The organism is Serratia microhaemolytica, from assembly GCF_004011885.1.
Classification (GTDB): Bacteria; Pseudomonadota; Gammaproteobacteria; order Enterobacterales; family Enterobacteriaceae; genus Serratia_G; species Serratia_G microhaemolytica.
Window position 1 is genome coordinate 1 of record NZ_SBEF01000069.1, and the last position, 4659, is coordinate 4659.

General features: G+C 40.7%; 6 protein-coding genes and 1 pseudogene. All 7 read right to left on the bottom strand.

All coding sequences use genetic code 11. The annotated features are described in order from the left end of the window. Nucleotides 1-615 precede the first annotated feature (615 nt). A pseudogene (locus EOJ37_RS13570) lies at nucleotides 616-1136 on the bottom strand (IS1 family transposase). A gap of 122 nt (nucleotides 1137-1258) precedes the next feature. Further along, nucleotides 1259-1627, bottom strand: coding sequence for a hypothetical protein (locus tag EOJ37_RS13575; RefSeq protein ID WP_127960428.1), 369 nt, complete (start codon nucleotides 1625-1627; stop codon nucleotides 1259-1261). Next, nucleotides 1624-2142, bottom strand: a complete 519-nt coding sequence (locus tag EOJ37_RS13580) for a deaminase domain-containing protein (RefSeq protein WP_127960429.1) — start codon at nucleotides 2140-2142, stop codon at nucleotides 1624-1626. Before EOJ37_RS13580 ends, EOJ37_RS13575 begins: the two co-directional genes overlap by 4 nt. A 51-nt stretch (nucleotides 2143-2193) precedes the next feature. Continuing rightward, nucleotides 2194-2454 carry a DUF6966 domain-containing protein gene (locus EOJ37_RS13585; RefSeq protein WP_127960430.1) on the bottom strand — a complete coding sequence of 87 codons (261 nt, stop codon included), beginning with the start codon at nucleotides 2452-2454 and terminating at the stop codon, nucleotides 2194-2196. Next, the gene (locus tag EOJ37_RS13590) at nucleotides 2451-3050 is read right to left on the bottom strand and encodes a hypothetical protein (RefSeq protein ID WP_127960431.1); all 600 of its coding nucleotides are present in this window, start codon (nucleotides 3048-3050) and stop codon (nucleotides 2451-2453) included. The genes EOJ37_RS13585 and EOJ37_RS13590 overlap by 4 nt, the downstream gene beginning before the upstream one ends. Nucleotides 3051-3154: 104 nt before the next feature. Continuing rightward, nucleotides 3155-3520 carry a ribonuclease toxin immunity protein CdiI gene (gene cdiI / locus EOJ37_RS13595; RefSeq protein WP_127960432.1) on the bottom strand — a complete coding sequence of 122 codons (366 nt, stop codon included), beginning with the start codon at nucleotides 3518-3520 and terminating at the stop codon, nucleotides 3155-3157. Nucleotides 3521-3532: 12 nt separating this feature from the next. Beyond that, the coding region (locus tag EOJ37_RS14625; protein ID WP_206194067.1) for a CdiA family toxin C-terminal domain-containing protein at nucleotides 3533-4659 on the bottom strand (1127 nt) is incomplete at its 5' end.

A 4659-nucleotide genomic window follows, 5' to 3' on the forward strand; every position in this document is an offset into this window, starting at 1 on the left:
GGAGAAAAAGGCTGAAAATTACGAGGCCATGTTGCATTTTGCCTGCGGACTTATTGTGTGGAATAAACTCCTATTGAGATAGGCTCTTATTGTGTGGAATAAACTCCTATTGAGATAGGATCTTAATAGGTATAGCGATAACCACCTCTATCATTGTTGGGATTGTTTGTTTTTTAACTAGACCAATCACTATTTATAAAATAAACTGGTTTTTACAAAAAAATCGGTAGCTACCCGGGGCAAGATCACGAATGTTTATTGACCAATAATTGCATGGAAAAAAGACTAATGTAGAGCATTAAACGCACAAATCTGGTTCTAGACAGGTCATCTATGACTACACACCGACTACATTGGTTAAAGTTTATGCATTTATGCGGTTACCCTGACCCAGTAGCATGTCGCATTTCTTTAGATGAAAAAGCATCTATTTTTATTGTATTGTTTAAATTTTAATTAACATCACTCATTACCATGTATTAATAAATGACATTAATTAAAAGGGACATTTATAACTCAGCGCCCCTATTTTATTATTACATCAACATATCATCCACGCACTCTAATATCTCTGATGATGCACTGTTTGGTCACGTATTCAATGTGTAGATTTGGTTATTGCAGGTAATACTCACGCTCAATGAATGTACCGATAATTTTGTCATGCATTTCTACTGATTTTGAGTATCCGAGAGCCTTGCGATTTAGCCGTTTTAATCGGTTGCGAAGATTCAGATTTTCACGCTCAATTCGTTGTGTATAAAGCGCACCTGTGATGTGATTTTCATTCGGCAGCAGGTCATAAGCGCTGAAGTTATCTGTGCACCAGAAGGCAACATTAAAACCCGATAATAATTTCAATAAGTTATGGAAAGTCTTTTTGCTTCGACAACCAAAAGCATGGGCAATAATGCGTCTAAGTCGGGGTTCCCATGCATACCACAACCAGCGCTGCTGCTTCTTGTTGCCTACAAATGACCACATTTCATCCACTTCGCAGATGAGCTGTATTTGCAGGTTGTCCAGTGGCAGCACATTTGGCACCGATAACGCTGATGGCCGGCTTTTCCCAGACCGTGTTTTTTAACGAATTCCGTCTGTTTACAAAATGGGCACTTCACATCAACTTTTGCCATTCGATACACTCTGTCAAAGGAGTAGTCTTACAACACAATCCACACTTTGAATACTTGACCAAAACGCAGCATAAAAAACAGGCAAACAGTGACAACTATCTTGAAAAACACCGGGCTTGTTGTTACAGCAATTTTAATAACTTCATATCATAAAGAAGATCTTTACGCTCTTCTTCGTCGATATCTGCTATTAAGTCATCAAGACTATGCTCTGATAAAATTTCTGCTATGCGATTATAGTGATATTGCTCTGCTTTTTCTGGGCCTCTACCTGCTCGAAGTATTAAACTCAAAACCTCTAACATGATGTTTTCTATTGGTAAATCATAAGAATCACAAAACTCTCCGTAAGCGTAACCAATTTCTGATTCATCTTTGAGCCATATACTCATGTTTCTACCAGTAGAATCAAATTTTTGTTGGCAATAAATATAATACAACTCTAGGAGAGACGTTTTTATCTCTTGATAACCAGCACGTTCACTAATCATTTTTTCGCTCCCGGCCTAAGCAAAACACCGTTGTTATCTAATACATTAACTTGAATATTGGGGTATTTTTGTTGGAACTGCTCCACCACACCTAAGCAACTACCACATGCTGGACGCTCAGTGAAGATAATTACCGTTCCTTTCGCCGATGTGTTGCTACCCAACTGATCAGCAAGATTATCAAGGATCTTGTACTCAGAGTCCCCCTTCCTTGAAATCATATCCCCTTGTTTGTTAGGTAATTCTTTATATGAGAAATTACCACTTCCAGCTCCAACCAGCCCCTTACCTTCTTTGTTAATGCCACTATGCGCCGCCATCTGCTTTGGCATACCGGGTATATCAATTTCAGCCACTGCAACGTTACCTGAACGCTTTGGCGAGGAGGATAATCCTGCCCGAACATCAATTACCATCTGTCTAAAAGGTGCCAATTTGGCTTCCGTCATCCTTGTCAAAGTGAACCCCGCAGCCTTTGCTCCATACACCATACCGACAGTATCCTGTATGGTCATCGCAATCCTTGCCCAAGCAGTCTTCCACAGATGATATAAATGCACCCATGATCACAATAAACTATGTAATTTTCTCCTTAATATATCCAAATCGTTATTCTCTTGTATTAAAAGCAGTCCCTTTTTGTGTAAAACTAAATCGTTAAATGAACCCATGCCTGCGTATAGGCGCCTTAAATTATATAAGGCTTCCTCATAATCATCATCTAACTGTAATAGTGCGTGATGGAATACATCAACCCAAGCAGTTTCATCATTTCTTGATAGGATTATAATTATTTGTTTTATAACATCATTGATAGTGTTTTTCATAAGAGTGGCGATTTCTCCATCAGTTGGGTGCCAGGTATTTTCCACGGTGCTGTTATAACTATTTGTTGTGTTCCACCTAAATAAAAGCCGTTCTGATATCCTACATTACCAACATAAACTTTTGTTCCTGCAGGTATCTTTATTCTGTAAATGGTGTTTAATGGAGACTCATTACCGTTTGGCCATTTTGGCAAAACAGCCTGATCAATTCTGGTTTGAATCACACTTTGAGGTTTATCTAAACGAAAAAACTGACCAAAGGGTTTTCCATCAACGCCTGCACGATAAAAATCTGTATCCTGAGACAAAATAATTTCTTTATACTTTCCACCTGAAAAAGTCTCGGCTAGTCCTTCATTAAGTGGTCCAGGTTTAATAGCAGAGTATTTTCCAGTAACTGTCCCTAGCCTCTGAACAAGCGAGAACCCCGATGACTCTCTGGCTGCCTTGCTCTTCGCGATATTCTCAAGCACTCGTTGCCTAATAGTCGGATCTGGAGCTAACTTCGTCGGTGCCGTAGCTTTAGCCAAACTCCCCAACCCCACACCCGCAGCCTTTGCTCCATACACCATACCGACGGTATCCTGTATGGTCATCGCAATCCTTGCCCAAGTTGGCAGTTTATCCACGGCCTCTTGGTATTTTCTGGCATATTCTACCGATTCAGCTTGATCCTGTGCGAGCTTGCTCTTTGCTGTATTTAACTCGGCATTTTTGTCAATAGTTTGTTGACGGTATCCGTGTCTTCTGGGTGCAGTTGCAGATATTTTTCACAGGCTAGTCTAACGTATTGATAGCAAGTCTCTTCACTTACTATGATGGTATCATCATCTTTGGGTGGATAGCCCCACGCAAATTCAACTCCTTCGAAGTGCTCCTCCTCATAAAAACTATTCATGTCAGGAAAACTACAGTAAGCACCATCGGTGCTTAAGGAACCTCTTTCGGAAAAAAGCGCAATGGATTGCAGGAAATGACCATCACTATAAATACGGTCAAAATAGGCTTTAATTATCCAATAAGGATCTTCATCAGAATATGGCTGACCAAATAACTCTCTGTTCATTATTTACCCTCCTTATTTAGGGTGAAAATTATTTACTATTCCAGTTTTTTTATCTATATACACCCTGAAAGTGATTCCACCAGTTTGACTATCATAAGACTGTAAACTCTTGATAATAGCCTCACTGTAACTATCGGTAGCTGCTTGATAACCTAATTGCAACATTTTTTGATCTGTGAAAAGATTAGGATCATAGATTGTCTTTTTAAAAGGTTGTGAACCATTGCCTTTAAAGCCTATTATATTACCCACTCGATCTCTTGCGGGTATTTGGTATTCTACTTGCGTTATTCCCCTCACGGCTGTCGGTGTCTCGCTTGTAATTTTAAGCCCATATTTTGATATGGCTTTTTTGAACTCATCTGCATTATGTGCACCACCGACTCCTCTTTTCTGTGAGAATCCATCTAATTGTGCAAAATGCTTTGGTATCCTGTCATTAAATTTGATTTTAGACGTAACTAATCTCCCCAACCCCACACCCGCAGCCTTTGCCCCATACACCATACCGACAGTATCCTGTATGGTCATCGCAATCCTTGCCCAAGTTGGCAGTTTATCCACGGCCTCTTGGTATTTTCTGGCATATTCTACCGATTCAGCTTGATCCTGTGCCAGCTTGGCCTTCGCTTGCTCGAGAGTGTAGCCGTTTTCGAGTAAACCTATCAACTGATGTGAATAATCACCGATCAATTCGGCATAGTGCGCCATCTCGTCAGGAAATTGTTCGCGTAGGTCATAGTAGGTTTGGTATTCGGCGTAACCCCGGTAGCTTTCTTGTGCCTGTAACAGCTTTTTGTGTTCTGCCAGACAGGCGGCACTGGTCTCATCTTCACACGCCGTGAACAGATTTTGCTGCTGTTGTGCTGCTTTTTTTACCAGATTAGCCCGTTGTTGCTGCTCATTGGCGTTGAGTATGCCGATGCTCGCTTTACGATCAAGCGCACTTTTGCGTACCTGATCAGCGGCATTGAGGTAGCCATTTTGAGTTTTACTCGCTGTGCGAGCAGCGATAATCGGGTTGAGCCGAGTAAACAACTGATTGTAGTTTTCAGGTAACGCAAAGTAGCTGTATTCGGTATTGCTGATCAAATGCCGACAACGGATATAGTCATAACGCACACTGATGTGTTCAATCT